13 protein-coding genes and 1 other RNA gene are annotated in these 17,255 nt (G+C 42.0%); 9 read left to right on the forward strand and 5 right to left on the reverse strand.

The window, feature by feature from the left end; all coding sequences use genetic code 11:
- The first annotated feature begins 18 nt into the window (after nucleotides 1–18).
- Complete coding sequence (locus tag KTH84_RS07885; protein WP_262472796.1) at nucleotides 19–711, forward strand: YggS family pyridoxal phosphate-dependent enzyme; 693 nt, start codon at nucleotides 19–21, stop codon at nucleotides 709–711.
- 199 nt (nucleotides 712–910) lie between these two features.
- On the opposite strand, the gene KTH84_RS07890 is transcribed toward KTH84_RS07885, so the two are convergent.
- Nucleotides 911–4,507, reverse strand: coding sequence for an AAA family ATPase (locus KTH84_RS07890; RefSeq protein ID WP_262472797.1), 3,597 nt, complete (start codon nucleotides 4,505–4,507; stop codon nucleotides 911–913).
- 9 nt (nucleotides 4,508–4,516) lie between these two features.
- Complete coding sequence (locus tag KTH84_RS07895) at nucleotides 4,517–5,785, reverse strand: exonuclease SbcCD subunit D (RefSeq protein ID WP_262472798.1); 1,269 nt, start codon at nucleotides 5,783–5,785, stop codon at nucleotides 4,517–4,519.
- Nucleotides 5,786–5,949: 164 nt separating this feature from the next.
- Between KTH84_RS07895 and KTH84_RS07900 the strand changes: the two genes are divergently transcribed.
- Nucleotides 5,950–6,426 (forward strand): OsmC family protein, encoded by a 477-nt coding sequence (locus tag KTH84_RS07900; protein ID WP_262472799.1) that lies wholly within the window; start codon nucleotides 5,950–5,952, stop codon nucleotides 6,424–6,426.
- 72 nt (nucleotides 6,427–6,498) lie between these two features.
- On the opposite strand, the gene KTH84_RS07905 is transcribed toward KTH84_RS07900, so the two are convergent.
- Nucleotides 6,499–6,876: a VOC family protein gene (locus KTH84_RS07905; protein WP_133975009.1), complete on the reverse strand. Its 378-nt coding sequence runs from the start codon at nucleotides 6,874–6,876 to the stop codon at nucleotides 6,499–6,501.
- A 380-nt stretch (nucleotides 6,877–7,256) separates the two neighbouring features.
- Between KTH84_RS07905 and KTH84_RS07910 the strand changes: the two genes are divergently transcribed.
- Both KTH84_RS07910 and KTH84_RS07915 read left to right on the forward strand, forming a co-directional pair.
- Entirely contained in the window at nucleotides 7,257–7,706 is a 450-nt protein-coding gene (locus KTH84_RS07910; RefSeq protein WP_262472800.1) for an ABZJ_00895 family protein, read from the forward strand.
- Nucleotides 7,707–7,792: 86 nt separating this feature from the next.
- Nucleotides 7,793–8,698: a TIGR01777 family oxidoreductase gene (locus KTH84_RS07915; RefSeq protein WP_262472801.1), complete on the forward strand. Its 906-nt coding sequence runs from the start codon at nucleotides 7,793–7,795 to the stop codon at nucleotides 8,696–8,698.
- Here KTH84_RS07915 and KTH84_RS07920 read toward each other — a convergent pair.
- Nucleotides 8,690–9,805 (reverse strand): NAD(P)/FAD-dependent oxidoreductase, encoded by a 1,116-nt coding sequence (locus KTH84_RS07920; protein WP_262472802.1) that lies wholly within the window; start codon nucleotides 9,803–9,805, stop codon nucleotides 8,690–8,692. The genes KTH84_RS07915 and KTH84_RS07920 overlap by 9 nt on opposite strands.
- A gap of 25 nt (nucleotides 9,806–9,830) precedes the next feature.
- Nucleotides 9,831–10,844, reverse strand: a complete 1,014-nt coding sequence (gene hemB / locus KTH84_RS07925) for a porphobilinogen synthase (RefSeq protein WP_262472803.1) — start codon at nucleotides 10,842–10,844, stop codon at nucleotides 9,831–9,833.
- Nucleotides 10,845–10,987: 143 nt separating this feature from the next.
- Here hemB and KTH84_RS07930 point away from each other — a divergent pair, with 143 nt between their 5' ends.
- The 5 genes from KTH84_RS07930 (at nucleotide 10,988) to ssrA (ending at nucleotide 17,246) form a co-directional block, all read left to right on the forward strand.
- Nucleotides 10,988–11,485: a thioesterase family protein gene (locus tag KTH84_RS07930; RefSeq protein ID WP_262472897.1), complete on the forward strand. Its 498-nt coding sequence runs from the start codon at nucleotides 10,988–10,990 to the stop codon at nucleotides 11,483–11,485.
- Between the two features lie 267 nt (nucleotides 11,486–11,752).
- On the forward strand, nucleotides 11,753–12,904 hold the full coding sequence (locus KTH84_RS07935) for an EmrA/EmrK family multidrug efflux transporter periplasmic adaptor subunit (protein ID WP_133975001.1): 1,152 nt from the start codon (nucleotides 11,753–11,755) through the stop codon (nucleotides 12,902–12,904).
- Between the two features lie 6 nt (nucleotides 12,905–12,910).
- Nucleotides 12,911–14,437: a DHA2 family efflux MFS transporter permease subunit gene (locus KTH84_RS07940; RefSeq protein WP_133974999.1), complete on the forward strand. Its 1,527-nt coding sequence runs from the start codon at nucleotides 12,911–12,913 to the stop codon at nucleotides 14,435–14,437.
- A 304-nt stretch (nucleotides 14,438–14,741) separates the two neighbouring features.
- Complete coding sequence (ggt, locus tag KTH84_RS07945; protein WP_262472804.1) at nucleotides 14,742–16,727, forward strand: gamma-glutamyltransferase; 1,986 nt, start codon at nucleotides 14,742–14,744, stop codon at nucleotides 16,725–16,727.
- Nucleotides 16,728–16,887: 160 nt separating this feature from the next.
- Nucleotides 16,888–17,246: a transfer-messenger RNA gene (gene ssrA / locus KTH84_RS07950) on the forward strand.
- Nucleotides 17,247–17,255 lie beyond the last annotated feature (9 nt).

A 17,255-nucleotide genomic window follows, 5' to 3' on the forward strand; every position in this document is an offset into this window, starting at 1 on the left:
AAAATGAGAACCTTGTCAATGAATTACCTGCAAGATGCGCGACAGCACGTATTACAGCAAATCCGACGTGCTTGTGAACATGCTCAACGTGCGCCTGAAATTGTGCAACTTTTAGCCGTATCGAAAACACATCCAAGTGAAAGTTTGCGTGAAATGTATGCAGCAGGGCAAAGTGCATTTGGCGAAAACTATTTACAGGAAGCTTTGGAAAAAATTGAAGCTTTACAAGATTTAGAAATTGAATGGCACTTTATTGGTCATGTTCAACGGAACAAGACTAAAAATTTGGCTGAAAAGTTTGATTGGGTACATGGGGTAGATCGGTTGATTATTGCAGAGCGACTGTCTAATCAACGTGGTGACGGTCAAATGGAACTTAATATTTGTTTGCAAGTGAATATTGATGGGCAAGACAGTAAAGATGGCTGCTCACCAAATGAAGTTGCCGAGTTAGTTGCTCAAATTAGCCAATTACCAAAAATCAAACTACGTGGTTTGATGGTGATTCCAGCACCAGACAATACTGCTGCTTTTACAGATGCTAAAGCCTTGTTTGAGGCGGTGAGAGAAAAACATGCTCACCCTGAAGACTGGGATACTTTGAGTATGGGAATGTCGAGTGATTTAGATGCTGCAATTGCTGCAGGTTCAACTATGGTCCGTGTGGGAACTGCTTTATTTGGTGCTAGAGACTATTCGCAAAAAGGATGATGTACGCTATTTCGTACGTTCATTGCGGCCTTTTGCGGCTATGGCGGAAAGTGGTTTTCACTTATTATGAATTTATCAGGGAACAGGATGTTTCTAAGAATAACAATAAACAGTGATGAATGGATGCAGCAGGTACGACAGGAGTTATACCAACACAGATTCTAAAAAAGCCCCGACAGGATGTCGGGGCTTTTTAGTTTTAACCTACGACTTCAATCGTACTTGCGCCAGCGCCAAGTGGTTTCACCTGAATTTGTACAGGAATACGCTCATGCATTTCTTGAATGTGTGAAATGAGAATGACTTGGCGGCCCTGATTTTGTAATTGATCTAAAGCATTCATCACCATGTGCAAAGAAGATGCATCTAAAGTGCCGAAACCTTCATCAATAAACAGAGATTCAATTTTCATTGAACCTGAGGCCATATTGGCAATGGCTAAAGATAAGGCGAGGGCAGTTAAGAATGATTCACCGCCTGATAAAGATGAAACAGAACGCATTTCACCGTCCATATCGTGGTCGATAATGGCGAGACTTAAAGATTGGTCAAGTCGTTTTAATGTATAGCGTTGAGAAAGCATCGCTAGTTGCTGGTTAGCATGTTCCACTAAAATATCTAAATGATATTGCTGGGCATAGTCACGGAATTCTTTGCCTTTTGCATCACCAATCAGACCTGAAATTTTACTCCAGCGATGTTCTTCTTGTTGAATATTTTGAATTTGCTGAGCGTATTTCTGTTGTTTGGCTAAGTTCTGCTGATGTACTTCGAGTTTAAGCTTAAGCTGGTCACGCATTTCGAGTTGGGTTTTGAGCTTTGCAATATTTTCCTGAATAAGATCCAAAAGTTTTTCATGTTCAATATCCGGTTGCGTTTGCAAATGTTCGGTGAGCTGCTCTTGCATGGTTTTGAGTGCAGAAGAGGTTTCACTTAATAGGCGTTCTGCTTGATTAAGACGGTTACGAATGTCTTGCTCTTGGGCTGAATTAATCTGTATGAGCCCCGTAAGATCAGATGCTTGAAAATCAGCATGGGCTTTTAACCAGTCTTCAATTTGCGTATTAATCTGCTGTTGATGTTGCTCGGTGTGTTGATGTTGATGTTTAAGTTGATCTATCGCTTGTTTTTGCTGCTCAAAGTGCTGTCTGGTTTGTTCGAAACGTTGTTTAGCTTCGTGATAAGCAGTTTGTTGCTGCTGGCGTTTGGCATCGTGCTCAATTAACCATTCATGAGGTTTAATGTCTGAAAGGCCTGTCATTTGTTGAATGAGTGACACCGCTTTTTCATTATTTTGTTGGCCCTTGAGTGTAATATCTTTGAGATTTTGATCGATCTCATTAATTTGCTTGGTCATTTGCTCAAGGTTGGCAGCTAGCATTTTTAGTTCTTGTTGCTGCTGTTCAAAACGCTGTGAAAGCTGTTCTTGTTGTTCAAGTTGCTTAGCACGTGCATCAAGAATAGACCAAGTCTGCTTAGCAGTTTGGCTACTCGATTGCTGCCATGCGTGCTGTTCGGTTTCAGACAAGCACTGCACAATATGTTGAACTTGCTGTTGCCATTGCTGGGCTGTATTGAGCAGGCTTTCGTTACGCTGAATATATTGAACCAATTGATTGTACTGCTTAACCGCTTGGGTTAAACGCAAGTTTTCTGAGTCAAATGAACTAACCGCAGTTTGTGCGGCTTGTCTAAGCTCGCTAAGTGTTTGTAAGATTTGTTCTGGAGGTTGAGCAAGATCAATGTGGAATTGGTTGAGACTTAATTGCTGAACAAGATCTTGCTGTAAACTCGTCTGTTTTGCTTGAAGTTGAGCTAGATATTTCTGAACTTGTTCAAGCTCGGCACGACATTGAGTGAGTGTTTGTTGTTGGCTTTGCCATGCATTAAATTGAGTTTGCTCTAGTGCCACAGCCTGCTGTTCTTGTTGCTGTTGCAGATCGAACAAAGCCTTAGAAACTGCGCTGTCATCACTACGATAGGGATGATGCGTGCTGCCACAGACTAAACAAGCTTCATCTTCTTTAAGATTGGCCCGTAACTGTTCAATATTTTCTGTATGTAATAAACGCTGCTGTTGCAACATTTGTTGTAATTTTTCACGTTCAGTTTTTGCTGTTTGGTAATCTTGCTCAGCCAATTGGCAAACGGTTTTAAGCTGTTGTTCTTGAGCTGAAGTTTGAGTATGTTTTTCGGTGAACTGCTGAAGCTCAGCATATAGCTCATGATAAATTTTAATTTTCTGTTGAATAAGATCTAGCTGAGTAATTTGAGCAAGTTTTTGTTCTTTATCTTTACGCTGTTGTTCAAGTTTTGACTCAATTTGTTCAACTGTGCCCACAGAAACCGTCAATTGTTCAAGTTCACTTTTAGTTTCTAATAGCTTTTGACGAGCAAGAGTAGGGTTTCCAAGCTGTTGTTCAATGACTTCATAGTTTTGAATAAATTGCCCAAGTTGATGCAAATGTGCTGAAAGGCCTTTGTCTAATACGGCGTATTGCTGAGTCTGGGTAAGCTGCTGTTGGAGAAGAGTTTGGCTTTGTTGAAGCTGTGCAATGTGTTGTTGAACCGTGTTTTGCTGTTGTTGCAAGGGATTCAGTTTTTGTTCTAGCGCATTTCTTTTTTCTTTGCACTTTTTATATTCATCGGCAATAAATGAACGTTCTTGAATGGACTGCCGAACTTGATTTAATGCCTGTTGATGCTGTTGTTCAAAGTCTAGTGTTTGTTTAAGTTCTTGTTCTGCTGATTGATATTGTTTTTGTCCATTTTCAAAAATTTGAGCCAAATCATTAAACTTAATTTGAGCTTGCTGAATTTGCGGTTCAAGGTGTTGTAGGGTTTGTAAATTTTGAGTCTGCTGAAAGACCTGTGATCGTATTTCAGAGAAAACTTCCAGCCGTTTTAATTGCTCACGTTCACCCGCAAGTTGTTGATGATGGTTTTGCTGATTTTGAAACTGTTGCTGTTTAGCTTGAACTTCTTGCTCAAGTTTCGCTTTACGCTCAAACCATTGTTGTTGTTTATCTAAAACATTTTTTTGTTGTTCTAACTGTTGATGATTTTGTTCAGCTTGCTGATATTGCTCGGTAAAGGTAGCAATCTCTTCATCAGACAAAATTTCAATGTGGCCTAAAAATTCTTCAAGCTGTTTACGCTGTTTAGCAATATCTGCTGTTTTACGAAAAGCCAGTTCACCAATTTTGGCAAAAATGCTGGAGTTTGTTAGATATTCAAGTAATTCACCGCGTTCGCTATCTCTTGCTTTTAAAAACGCCGTGACTTCTGACTGGGCGAGTAACACAGCACGAGTAAATTGTTCAAATGAAAGCTGGGTAATTTGTTTAACTTTTTCATCCACTGCTTTGGCTTTGTCAGCAAGTACTACACCATCGGTCAGGCATTTTAAGTGGCGTTGCACGCTTTGTAATTTACCATTCGGATTTTCACGTGCTCGCTTAATTTCCCAGCGTGCCAAATAGCGTTTTTGATCTTGAGCAATAAAACAAAGTTCAGCAAAACCATGTCCCGTACCACGGCGTAATACAGTCAAAGGTGAATTGGTGAGTAACTCGGAACCATCAACATCTTTTAATTTACCATCGCTGTCTTTAAGGCGAGGGACCCGATTAAACAGGGCAAGGCACATGGCATCTAAAATGGTTGATTTACCAGCACCAGTTTTCCCGACAATGGCAATTAAGCCTGCGTGAGCTAGAGGCGCGCTTTCAAAATCAATAAAGTGTTCATCAGAAAGAGATGCCAGATTTTTTATACGAATAGATAAAATTTTCATGGCATGTCCTTAATGGCTTGAATCATTTTCAAGATTTTTTTGTGCTTCTTGTACCAGACTCAGAAAATCTTTTAAGACTACATCATCTGCGCTATAACCTTGTTTTTCCCAAATATTTTGAAAGAGTTTTTCTGGTGTAGGTGGTTCAAGTGCAATGTGCTGAGTGGTATCGGTGTCCGAAGCATCTTGGCTCACATATTGACGTGAAATACGCACTAAACGATAGCGGTCAGGTGGCAATGCGGCTTCAAACTGTTGGCGTAAATTAGGCTGTGGTGGCGTTAAACTATAATATTCAATATCGACATATTCACGGTGGTCAATATTTTCAATAACACCGTTTGGCAAAGCTTTGAGTTGTTGCAGCACTTCGTTTAACTCACCACGAATGCGATGTAACTGAATACAACGTGGAATTTCTACGGCTTCAAATTGCAAACGGTTGTCTATCTCTTGAGCAGGGTCAATGTTGACTTCAACCACTTGGTGTTTATAGTTAATTTCACTAAAAGAAAGTGGAATAGGTGAGCCGCTATAACGAATGTGCGGCTGACCTACTTTTTGTGGTTTATGCAAATGTCCTAAAGCCACATAATCAATTGCATCTTCAAACAAAGTCGTTGAAAGTGCCTCTTCATTACCAATAATAATTGGGCGCTCAGAGTCGGATGTTTCTCCACCTTGCATATGAGCATGCGACATCAAAATCAGCGCTTGCTCTGGTGTTTTACGACGTTTTGCTTCGGCAATCAGTTGCTCATGCAAATAGGCAATTGCATTTTTGCTGTTGGTGGTATGTTCATTAAAGCCCGTAATTTCAGCAGAGCGTAAAAAAGGTAGGGCAAGGCACCACGCCACAATATCTTGATTTTGATTATAAATAGGTAAAAGCAGACGATCGAGATCTAGAGTTTTATCTTCATTCCAGCGAACAACGCCCACGGTTTTTGCATTGTATTTTTCTAATAAAGGTTCGACTTGTTCAATACGGTAGCCTGAGTCATGATTACCCGCAATCATGAGGGTTTGCATGTGTGGTGCAAGGCGATGTGCATCTGCTAAAAATTGATAGAGTTGTTTTTGTGCTTGTGAACCCGGATTAATCACATCAAAAATATCACCGGCAATGAGCAGGGCATGCGGTTGTTTTTCTTGGATTTGAGTGAGTAACCACCTTAAAAATTGTTGGTGTTCGTAGTGTCGTGAATGATTATAAAAAAACTGCCCCAAATGCCAGTCAGAAGTATGTAGAAAATGTACGGACATAGAAACAGACATCAAGCCAAAATAAACACAGATACGTTAGCATAAATTGGCGAGAGATTTTATCAAGACATTTTAAAGCGTTCGATATTTAAGCCTCAAATTCAATCTAAATTAATTTTATTATTCCAATTTTTGTTTTGTTAATATCAACTCAAATAAATAACTTTGAGACAAAAATGACCATTCATGAGTACGAAGTAAAAATACAATGGGAAGGCAACACAGGAACAGGGACTTCATCTTATCGCTCATATAAACGGGACTTTAGTATTCAACATCCGCAAAAGACCACCATTCAAGGTTCATCTGACCCAGCTTATTTAGGTGATATGACCAGATGGAACCCAGAAGATTTACTTGTGGCTTCTGCTTCAGCTTGTCATAAGCTGTGGTATTTACACCTATGCGCAGTCAATCATATTCATGTGCTGAGTTATGTCGACCATGCACTTGGATTTATGGAGGATGCTGATCCAGTCAAACGTGGTCACTTTACCCAAATTATTTTAAAGCCAGCGGTTGTTTTAGAAAAAGGTGCTGACCAAGCGCTTGCAGCAAAATTGCATGAAGAGGCGCATCACGAATGTATGATTGCCAACTCGGTTAATTTTCCAATTACTTGTGAAGCCAGTTTTAGCTTTGCCGAAGAATAAATAGTAAATAGCCACCGATAAAAAGGCGGTGGCTATAGATTAGAAAATAAATAAATTTGTTAAATAAGATTTTTAAGCAGCATTTTCATCGACTTGGAAAATACCAAAAACGTTGTGGTCTAAATCGACAAAGTAACCATGCCAAGCACGACCGGGAATGGCGAATTTATCCATTGCGACAATACCACCTTGCGCTAAAATTTTTGCAGCAACTTCATCAAAATTTTCGACCTGAATGGAGCAGGTAAATGCATTGGTGCCATATTCCATTGGAGGAGTTTGTGCTGGACGTTTTAAGAGACCACCCATAATTGAGGGTGTTTCTATACGGTAATATTCAATGGGTAAATTTTCATCTAATTTAAATTGCCACCCAAATACAATATGATAAAACTCTGCATCTCGGGCTGGGTTTGAAGACTGAATTTCAAAATAGGCAATGCTGTTCATATTATTTAAATCATATTTTTATGGTGTAAAAAGTATACGCATAGCGCTTATCACCAAGAAAGACTTATTGTGTATGCAGAGCGTAAAATAAATGAAAGTACCAGAAAATAAAAACCGACGATTCGAGTGATGAGAGAATCGTCGGTCAAAAACTTCATCAAGGGTTCAGGCTGCTAACAAAACCAAATCTGAAGGTAAGAAAGAGTCGTAATGAAAGGTCACCGAAACAATTTTGCGGATGCCGTGCAAAGGAAGTATTCGGTTGCTGCGACCTTATTACCCTATATAACGTCAAGAGATTAGAATTGGTTGACAGAAAAATGAAAAAAAATCGAAAAAAATTTATAATTAATTTTTGAACCCATAAATTAGGCAAAAAGATGACCAAATTACGCTCTTACTTTCTCTGGTTTTTTGCTTTATGTATAGGACTCACCTTAATTGTAGGTGTAGTTGCAGCACTATTACCAGCGAGTATAGGTGGTATTTTAACAGCCGTTCCATATTTAGGCGCAATGATTTTTGTCCTGTTTAAATTTTTAAAGAAAGAACGCCGTGCACCGACTGCACAAGAAAAAAAGAAATTTACTTTAGGTTTTACCCTGATTTTTTGGGGCTATAACTTGTGTGGTGTTTTATTTGGCTTGTTTTTATTTGCAAGAAAAGACCCAGAGATTTTGCAAAACTTTATGCTTTATTTAAAACAGCCTCAGTTTTTAAGCATTATGCTCATTATGCTTTTAATGTTAGCGATCCCACTTTATTTAATTACCTATTGGTTTTATGGAAAACAGGCACAGCGAATGGCAAGCAAAATGTTTAATGTGTAATAGATCACTACAGAAACCGCTACGATTAAATATAAATGATTCTTATATAATTAACTAAAACTTGTGTCCTCGGTTTTGGAGGAAATATGAATAAGAGTGTATTAATCACTGGTGCCAGTGGCTTTATTGGAACGTATTTAATTAAGTTCCTGCTGCAAAAAAATTATAACGTGATTGCTGTTACGCGGCAGGCTGGGAAGGAATCTGACCATCCTGCGTTGCAGTGGGTGCAAACGTTTAAAGATATTGCGACACGTCAAATTGACTATGTGGTGAATTTGGCAGGTGCAAATATTGGTGAAAAACGCTGGACCGAATCTCGTAAAAAACAATTAATTGAAAGCCGAGTAAACACGACACGAAAGTTATATGCATGGCTAAAGCAGTCTGAAATTTTTCCAGAAGTGATTGTGTCTGGCTCAGCGATTGGCTATTACGGTATAGATGTTGAAGAAAAGTGGGCAGAGGTGTGCACCGAACAAAGTTCACCACAGCCTATTTTTATGTCTCAGCTTTGCCAAGAATGGGAGCGCGCAGCTTTAGCAGATACTCAACAAAATACTAAAATTATTCGCTTAGGTGTGGTGTTTGGGCAAGGCGGTGGTATCTTGCCTAAAATGTTGCTTCCTATTCGACTCAATTTAGTTGGTCAAATTGGTCATGGTCGTCAGCCGGTAGTTTGGGTACACATTGAAGATGTTTTAAGTGCCATCGAGTTTATATTTAAACATCCTCAATCTGCCCAAATTCATAATGTAGTAGCGCCAGAAAATGTGACCCAGAAGGTATTTGTTGAACAAGCTGCTGCGGTACTCAATAAGAAACCACTGTTGTCAGCACCCAGTACAGTTTTCCGCTGTTTGTTGGGGGAGCAATCGCAATTGATCTTAAATGGTCAATACGTCAAACCCGCTGCCTTACAAGCTGAAGGATTTGAGTTTGCTTATCCTCAGTTAAAAATGGCTTTAGAGAATGTACTCGCGTCAGGCTAAGATTTTATTTTGTAAGCGCTCTGGGGAATATGCTTTAGCATCAACTAAGGTAGGTTGATTCAGCATAAGCTGACGAAGCAATTGTGCAGAGCCTGCGCCCATGCATAACCCATTTCTAAAGTGACCAAAGTTTGCCCATAGGTTGTCCATTTCAGGCATTTTGCCAATGTATGGAACACCATTTGGTGAACTTGGTCTGAGACCTGCCCAGCGTTTTACAATCGGGAAATCCGCCAGTTCAGGCACCATGTCCAGACACGCTTCTAAAATATTGTGCTGGGTTGTTTCGTCGGTGGAAGTGTCGAAACCACGATGTGCCATGCTTGAACCACACACGATATGACCGTCCATACGTGGAATCAAATACATCACCCGATTCATACACATGGTGGGTAACCAGTTCGCAGGTGTTTTAAATAACAGCATTTGCCCTTGAACAGGTTCGACTGGAATTTCGAGTTGTAATTGTGAGTTCCAGTAATGGCTCCAAGCACCCGAAGTTATTACAAAATGATCTGCTGTATGTTTGCGACCATCTTCGGTTTGTAAGGCTTGTATAACATCGCCATGTTGAATCAATTTTTTGACAGCAGAGTGTTCAAAAAACTCAACATTTGGATGTTGTTTTAAATAGACAATGAGTGATTGTAATACACGCGGGTTGCGAATATTGGACAGTTCAGGGAAATAAATGGCTTGTTGAAACTGAGCGGAAATATGTGGATTAACTTGCTCTAGGGCATCTCGCTGTAAATATTCACAGCGTTGCATGGGTTGTTGATGTTGATTTGCGTAGGAAAGTCCGATGTCAAAATCTTCTTCATCAAAAATCAACATGCCTGTGTCATGAATTTCAAAATCAATCCCTGTAACAGGGGAGAGTTTTTGGTTCCATGCTTGATAAGACGCTTTACCAAATTGAGCGAGTTGGTTCACTGCATGCACATAGCGCCAAGGGTACATCGGAGAAAGAATTCCTCCGCCAGCCCAAGAGGCTGCTTGTCCTGCTTGTTGTTGATCGAAAATGCTGACGGTACAGCCTTGTTCAACCAACTCCAGCGCAGACATCAATCCACTAATGCCCGCGCCAATGATTGCAATATGCATGCAGTGTTATCCTTTCTCTGCGAACTTAGTTCATTTCCTTGAGTTTTTGAGCAGCAGTTTCTGCAAAGTAGGTCCAGATCCCATCTGCACCTGCACGGCGGCAGCACATGAGTGATTCTAAAATCACTGAGTCTGATAACCAGCCATTTTGAATTGCGCCCGCTAACATCGCGTATTCACCACTGACTTGATAAATGAATGTCGGAACACCAAAGGTATCTTTCACTTCACGTACCACGTCCAGATATGGCATGCCCGGTTTTACAATCACCATGTCAGCACCTTCTTGAATATCAAGCGCGATTTCATGTAGTGCTTCGGCGCGGTTGGCAAAGTCCATCTGGTAGTTATATTTATTACCACCTTTAAGGTTGGATGCAGAGCCAACAGCATCACGGAATGGACCATAAAAGCTAGATGCATATTTTGCAGAGTAGGCCATGATGTTGGTATAGATGTGACCATTGGCTTCTAAAGCCTGACGGATAGCGCCAATACGACCATCCATCATGTCACTTGGTGCAATCACTTCGGCACCTGCTTCCGCATGACTTAAAGCTTGTTTAATCAAGCATTCTACGGTCTCGTCATTCAGCACATAGCCAGTGTCATCAATAATGCCGTCTTGACCATGCGTGGTGTACGGGTCGAGGGCACCATCAGTAATTAACACCATTTCTGGTAATTCTTTTTTAAGCAGACGGCACGTGGTTTGGACTAAACCATCTTCATGCCATGCAGCTTCTGCGGTTAGGCTTTTATCTTCTTGAGGTGTGACGGGAAATAGAGCCAGTTTTGATACGCCCAATTCCAGAAGTCTTTCAGCTTTTTTCAGTAATAAATCTGCCGATAAACGCTGAATGTTTGGCATACTTGGAATATCTTGAGTCTGATTTTGTCCCGGTAATACAAATACTGGATAAATCAAATGATTTGTGGTGAGCTGTGTTTCGCTAACCATCGCACGCAACTGATCATTTTTACGGATACGACGCATGCGAGTGGCTGGAAATGCAGGACGATTGAACGTATAAGTCATAACAATCTCGATGTTCGGTATTACACTAGGATTAGGTTGGCGGATATTCCATTACTGTCAACCGACTGCTGTATTGTAGCCCCATAATGTTGGATTTGTACAAAATTATGGGTGTTTATCATGCTTTTAAATTTAGGCAACGTATGAGTGATGAAAAGAAAAATTGGACTGGGAGTATTCATTTAGGTGCAAAAACTGACCTAAATGTAGTTCTTAAGCAATTATGTAAAGCGTTTAATAGCTCTCCTTTTTTTAAGCATAGTGGAATGATTATGCGTGTGGTGGATGGGCAGATTGAAGGCTATATCGAGATGCAACCCGACCTGATTGGCAATCTGGCATTTCAGATTTTGCATGGTGGGGTCGCGGCAACCTTGCTCGATAGCATTGGCGGTATTGTGGCAATGGAACATCTATATCGCCGTTCAACGCCGGAAACTTTGACTGAAACCATTAAACAGGTAACCCGCTTGGCAACAGTCGACATGCGTGTAGATTATTTGGCGCCGGGGCGTGGTAAATATTTTATTGCACGTGCCGAAGTTCTGCGTTTAGGCCGTAAGGGCTGTACCATGCGCATGACAATGGTTAATGATGAAGGCAAAGCAATTGCTGCGGGTATTGCTTCATACGCCTATTAATTCATTATTTTTTACTTCTATAAGCGCCATGTGCGCTTTTTTTATTAATTAAAAAAAAGAATATTTGATAAAAACTTTGAGATAAACATTAATTTAATTAGAACGAACGCATTAGTTATAATTTTTTATTCTCATATCATGAGGTTTTAGCGTTAAAATTAGCTCCTTTTGACAATGCGGTATGTCTTGTTTATAGAAAAATAAAAATCTATAACAGGATGTAGTGCGAGATTGATGGCAAAGCCAACCCATCTTTAGGAACATACCATGACTGATGCACAAAGCAATGTAGAAGAAACACTGCCAACCACATCTGCCTCGGATGACAACAATCAAAACAAGCGCAAAAAATTTCTTGGTTTTTTTGCGCTGATTTTATTGATCGCCGCTATTTTATATGCAATCTGGGCATTATTTTTAAATCATTCCGTGAGTACGGATAATGCCTATGTCGGTGCAGAAACGGCTCAAATCACTTCAATGGTAAGCGGGCAGGTCGCTCAGGTTGTGGTAAAAGATACCCAAACAGTACATCGTGGTGACGTGCTGGTTCGTATTGATGATCGTGATGCCAAAATTGCACTGGCGCAAGCTGAGGCAGAGCTCGCCAAAGCAAAACGCCAATACAAACAAACTGCGGCAAACAGTAGTTCTTTAAACTCTCAAGTTGTGGTGCGTGCCGACGAAATTAACAGTGCTAAAGCGCAAGTTGCTCAAGCACAGGCTGACTACGACAGAGCTGCTTTAGAGCTGAACCGCCGTGCGCAACTTGCCGCGTCTGGTGCAGTTTCTAAAGAAGAACTCACGAAAGCACAAAGTGCAGTTGAAACAGCCAAAGCTGGGCTAGAGCTTGCCAAAGCAGGTTTGGCACAAGCGTCTTCAAGCCGTAAAGCTGCCGAAAGCACCTTAGCTGCAAATGAAGCTTTAATTCAAGGTGTAAATGAAGTTTCTACCCCCGATGTACAAGTTGCACAAGCACATGTTGAACAAGCTCAGCTTGATTTGGAACGTACCGTAATTCGTGCGCCAGTTGATGGCGTAGTGGCTCGTCGTAATATTCAAGTCGGGCAACGTGTTGCACCCGGCACCAGCATGATGATGATTGTGCCGCTGAACGATTTATATGTAGATGCGAACTTTAAAGAAAGTCAGTTGAAAAAAGTCCGTCCGGGTCAAATCGTCACACTTACTTCAGATTTATATGGTGATGATGTTGAATATCACGGCAAAGTGATGGGCTTCTCTGGTGGTACAGGCTCTGCCTTTGCCTTAATTCCGGCTCAAAACGCAACAGGTAACTGGATTAAAGTGGTTCAACGCTTACCGGTTCGTATTGCACTTGACCCGAAAGAACTTGCTGAACACCCATTGCGTGTTGGCTTGTCGATGGAAGCAAAAGTCGACTTATCTGCGAAGTAAACGCTTATGAAAACGCAAACACCTTTTGCCGAACTAAGCGGTGGCCGTTTATTACTGGCAGCGTTTGTTATTGCCTTGTCGAACTTTATGGTCGTGCTCGATACGACCATTGCCAACGTATCTGTACCACACATTACCGGTAACCTTGCTGTTTCAAGTACACAAGGGACGTGGGTCGTTACCTCGTATGCAGTTGCAGAAGCGATTTGTGTACCCTTAACAGGTTGGCTTGCGGGCCGCTTTGGAACTGTTCGGGTTTTTATTTTTGGCCTGATTGGTTTTACCATTTTTTCTTTTTTGTGCGGCTTAGCAAACTCGTTAGGCATGCTGGTGTTTTTCCGTATTGGACAAGGTCTATGCGGTGGCCCACTTATGCCACTCAGCCAAACTTTGCTCATGCGTATTTTCCCTAAAGAAAAACATGCGCAGGCGATGGGCCTATGGGCAATGACCACAGTGGTTGGACCAATTTTAGGACCAATTTTGGGTGGTCTGATTAGTGACAACCTGTCTTGGCACTGGATTTTCTTTATTAACATTCCGGTCGGCATTATTTGTGTTTTAGCGGCAATCCGTTTGCTCAAACCAGCCGAAACAGAAACCATTTCTTTAAGAATCGACACCGTAGGTTTAGGTCTGTTAATACTCTGGATTGGTGCACTACAGCTCATGCTCGATTTGGGGCACGAACGCGACTGGTTTAACAGTACCAGCATTGTGCTACTCGCTTTAACTGCCGCCATTGGCTTTGTGGTGTTCCTCATATGGGAGTTGACCGACAAGCACCCCGTCGTGGATGTGAAGGTATTCAGGCATAGGGGCTTTGCAATTTCGGTATTGGCCTTGTCGCTCGGCTTTGGAGCGTTCTTTGGCAGTATTGTACTGATTCCGCAGTGGCTGCAAATGAACCTTTCCTACACCGCCACATGGGCTGGCTATTTAACTGCAACCATGGGCTTTGGTAGTTTGACCATGTCACCGATTGTGGCAAAGCTTTCGACCAAACATGACCCACGTGCGCTTGCAAGCTTTGGCCTGATTTTGCTGGGTGCGGTGACCTTAATGCGGGCATTCTGGACCACAGATGCCGACTTTATGGCACTGGCTTGGCCGCAAATCCTGCAAGGTTTTGCTGTGCCGTTCTTCTTTATTCCACTGTCGAACATTGCACTGGGTTCTGTGTTGCAGCAAGAAATTGCATCTGCCGCGGGCTTAATGAACTTTTTAAGAACCATGGCAGGGGCGATTGGTGCTTCAATTGCAGTCACCGTTTGGGATGACCATGCCAAAGTTGCACGTAGTGAAATGGTGTCGAACCTAAATACTGCCGAAGTTCAAAATAACCTTGCGCAAAATGGGTTTACGGCTGACTCGACTTTAGGAATCATTTCAAACCTAGTCGATAAAGAAGCAATTACCATGTCGGCAAACCATGTGTTTTTGCTGTTTGCGATGGTGTTTGTTTTTGCGGGGCTGGTCATTTGGCTGTGTCCAAAACCCAAAGGAGACGTTGGCGGAATGCCTTCTCACTAAACATCAAAAGCATCTCTTCGGAGGTGCTTTTTTTAGGTCCACTAAAAAATAGAGCGAGTCTATAAATGACAGATTTTGCCTGTATTTAGCGAAATAAAGCATGCCAGAATCGGGCAAATCAGTTATAAAAGAGTGTGATATCAAGCAAGGAGGCATAAGACAGGGCACAGAATAAAATGCCCTTAAACATTCAATATTATAAAACCTTATTTTTATCAAAGATTAAAAAAACTTAATACCTGAAAACAAAGAAGCTTGCATGGCAATTGCATGGATAGGCAGGCGTATATATTGGAGTTATCACGTGAATAAAAGATATTCATTTTTGTTCAGTAGTTTATTAGCAGTCGGTTTATTACAAGGATGTGGAGATGACTCCTCGTCAGATCAGCCCAAGGAGGATTCAAATACAACCCCACCCAATTTAATTGTAGATAATGACCCGACCAGTTGTAGCAAATTGGCACAAGACGGTTCAAGCGTGGTGGTCGGGTCAAATCAAAATGGTGACCCAGCAGCACCGGAGGGTGCATCGGGTTATAGACTTGGTAACACGGTTAAATACGCAGATAAATATATGGTGGTGGCAAACACACCACTTGCGGTAAAAGCAGGCTGTGATGTTTTAAGAGCAGGCGGTAGTGCAGTCGATGCCGCCGTTGCGGTACAAGCGGTGCTCGGTTTGGTCGAACCACAATCGAGCACGATTGTGGGTAGTGGTTTTATGATGTATTACGACGCAAAAACCAAAAAAGTCACTGCTTATGATGGTCGTGAAACCGCACCAGCCGCAGCTAACGAATATTATTTAATTCGCCAAGATATATATGACCCAAATTCACCAGCACCTGTACCAAGTGCTCGCCGTAGTGGTCGCTCGATTGGTGTGCCGGGTGTGATGCGTTTGCTTGAGCAAGCACAACAAGAACATGGCAAGCTTAAGTGGAACCAGCTTTTTGGTGAAGCGATTGGTTTGGCTGACAACGGTTTCCGTATTCCGGGGCGTTTGGCAGATGCAATTGCAAGCAATGCAAACAGCTTAGCGCTTGATGCAAATGCAATGGCAACCTATTTCTACCCAGATGGTTCACCTCGTAAAGTGGGTGAGACTATGACTAATAAAGCCTATGCAAAAACCCTAGAAGCACTTGCCACGCAAGGCGCAAATGCGCTGCACACGGGACCAATTGCCCAAGCGATTGTGGCGAAAGCAGGACAGACGTTAGGGGATGACCCAGCACGAACTCCAATTACCCCAAGTTTGATGACCTTGCAGGATTTATCGAACTATCAGGTTAAAAAACGCGACCCGATTTGTACGACGTACCGTGACCGTTACTATGTGTGTACCATGCCACCTCCATCTTCGGGAGGAATTGCGGTTGCGCAAACGTTAGGTATTTTAGAAAACTTTGATATGTCGCTCTATCCACCTAAAAACCCTGAAAATGAAGGTGGTGTACCGGATGTAATGGGCGTGCATTTAGTGTCTGAGGCAGAGCGTTTGGCCTACGCCGACCGCGATAAATATGTGGCAGATACTGACTTTGTTGCTTTACCAGCACAGGGTATTGCAAGCTTTATTGATAAAAATTATTTAAAACAACGTGCAGCATTGATTAACCCGAACCAAAGTATGGGCGTTGCACCAGCGGGTAATTTCAATCCAGCTTCGGGTGTCGACACCACTGTTGAACATGGAACAACTCAGTTCACAATTGTAGATGCCTATGGCAATGTGGTTTCAATGACATCGACTGTTGAATCGAGCATGGGTTCATTCCACATGGTGGATGGTTTCTTGCTGTCGAACCAGTTAACTGACTTTAGCGCTAACCCGCTTGATAGTACTGGAGCGCTGGTTGCTAACCGTGTGGAAGGTGGCAAACGCCCACGAAGTACCATGGCGCCAACCTTAGTGTTTAAAGGCACCACGCCAGATGAGTTTTATATGGCAACAGGTTCACCAGGTGGCGGTACCATCATTCAATATGTGGTTAAAACTTTAGTAGGGGCGCTGGACTGGAACTTAAATGCACAGCAGGCCACTTCGCTTGTAAACTTTGGCGCGACCAATAGCAAAAACACCAATGTAGATAGCTCGAATGTGCAGCTTTCTTTGCTTGATTTGATCGAAGGCTTAAAAGCAAAAGGGCATGGCGTTGCCAACACTGCGCAAACCAGCGGTATTTCTACGATTATGAAAGTAAATTTTAATAATCAAAGTAAATACGCAGGTGGGGTTGACCCACGCCGTGAAGGTATTGTGTTAGGCAATGGTGCTTTATAGACCACACTTTAAAAAAAGCTGTCATTTTTGGCAGCTTTTTTATGTGACCCTTGAAAAAAACAAAAGGCTCTCCATTATGTAAATATGTTCATCAGTAGCGGACTGTTGATAAAATGCACAGTATTTTATTTTAGTTATGCTATGATGCTCATACATTCATGGGGATGTTATTGGCTTCGACGCTGGTGATGAAACTCATAGATGCATGCCGAGAGCGCATTTTCTCTCGTAAATCAAATTTGCATATTTTAGTCGCAAACGACGAAACTTACGCTCTAGCTGCCTAAGGGCAGTTTGTCCGCTTCCTAGAATACTTGTGGTTTAGGAACCCGACCGTAGCGCACGCACACAAGTCCGTATAGAGTCAAGCCTCGGGGCTTTATACCAAACTTAGAGGATCGCAACTTGTACCCTGTTCGTCGGGTCACAAGGTGTTAAAACAATAGACGATATCTAAGCATGTAGTATTCTCGAGCGTAATGCTGGCGGACGCGGGTTCAACTCCCGCCATCTCCACCAAAATTCGTG

This window comes from Acinetobacter sp. WU_MDCI_Abxb74 (genome assembly GCF_025513915.1).
In the GTDB taxonomy this organism is placed as follows: Bacteria; Pseudomonadota; Gammaproteobacteria; order Pseudomonadales; family Moraxellaceae; genus Acinetobacter; species Acinetobacter calcoaceticus_C.

Excerpts from the sequence above, each read along its gene's own strand:
- KTH84_RS07885 (WP_262472796.1), top strand. The coding sequence starts at position 19 with ATGAATTACCTGCAAGATGCGCGACAGCACGTATTACAGCAAATCCGA.
- KTH84_RS07890 (WP_262472797.1), bottom strand. The coding sequence starts at position 4,507 with ATGAAAATTTTATCTATTCGTATAAAAAATCTGGCATCTCTTTCTGAT.
- KTH84_RS07895 (WP_262472798.1), bottom strand. The coding sequence starts at position 5,785 with ATGTCTGTTTCTATGTCCGTACATTTTCTACATACTTCTGACTGGCAT.
- KTH84_RS07900 (WP_262472799.1), top strand. The coding sequence starts at position 5,950 with ATGACCATTCATGAGTACGAAGTAAAAATACAATGGGAAGGCAACACA.
- KTH84_RS07905 (WP_133975009.1), bottom strand. The coding sequence starts at position 6,876 with ATGAACAGCATTGCCTATTTTGAAATTCAGTCTTCAAACCCAGCCCGA.
- KTH84_RS07910 (WP_262472800.1), top strand. The coding sequence starts at position 7,257 with ATGACCAAATTACGCTCTTACTTTCTCTGGTTTTTTGCTTTATGTATA.
- KTH84_RS07915 (WP_262472801.1), top strand. The coding sequence starts at position 7,793 with ATGAATAAGAGTGTATTAATCACTGGTGCCAGTGGCTTTATTGGAACG.
- KTH84_RS07920 (WP_262472802.1), bottom strand. The coding sequence starts at position 9,805 with ATGCATATTGCAATCATTGGCGCGGGCATTAGTGGATTGATGTCTGCG.
- hemB (WP_262472803.1), bottom strand. The coding sequence starts at position 10,844 with ATGACTTATACGTTCAATCGTCCTGCATTTCCAGCCACTCGCATGCGT.
- KTH84_RS07930 (WP_262472897.1), top strand. The coding sequence starts at position 10,988 with ATGAGTGATGAAAAGAAAAATTGGACTGGGAGTATTCATTTAGGTGCA.
- KTH84_RS07935 (WP_133975001.1), top strand. The coding sequence starts at position 11,753 with ATGACTGATGCACAAAGCAATGTAGAAGAAACACTGCCAACCACATCT.
- KTH84_RS07940 (WP_133974999.1), top strand. The coding sequence starts at position 12,911 with ATGAAAACGCAAACACCTTTTGCCGAACTAAGCGGTGGCCGTTTATTA.